Source organism: Streptomyces sp. NRRL WC-3549, from assembly GCF_000721935.1.
Taxonomy (GTDB): domain Bacteria; phylum Actinomycetota; class Actinomycetes; order Streptomycetales; family Streptomycetaceae; genus Streptomyces.
On sequence record NZ_KL585399.1, the window covers coordinates 167,962 to 168,307 of the forward strand.

At 69.9% G+C, this 346-nt stretch carries 1 protein-coding gene; it reads right to left on the reverse strand.

Annotated elements, in window-relative coordinates:
* A partial coding sequence (locus tag IH13_RS0115725; RefSeq protein ID WP_031084866.1) for an MFS transporter occupies positions 1–337 on the reverse strand: 337 nt, incomplete at its 3' end.
* Positions 338–346 lie beyond the last annotated feature (9 nt).

Below are 346 nucleotides of genomic sequence, written 5' to 3' on the forward strand. Positions count from 1 at the left end.
GCCGGCCGCCGGGGAGCCGGTCGTCGGGCGGCACCCGTACGAGGACGACGCCGAGCGCCATGAACGCGGCGTAGACGACGCCGTGGACGAGGAAGGCGGTGGCGATGCCGGAACGGTCGGCGCCGAAGCCGTCGAGCATGGCGGTGGACCAGGGTGAGGCGATGAGCGCACCGCCGCCGAAGCCCATGATGGCGATGCCGGTCGCCATGCCGGGCCGGTCCGGGAACCACTTGATGAGGGTGGACACCGGCGCGATGTAGCCGATGCCGAGCCCGATGCCGCCGATGAAGCCGTAGCCGAGGACGACGAGCCAGTACTGGCCCTGTCTCTTATACACATCTCTGAG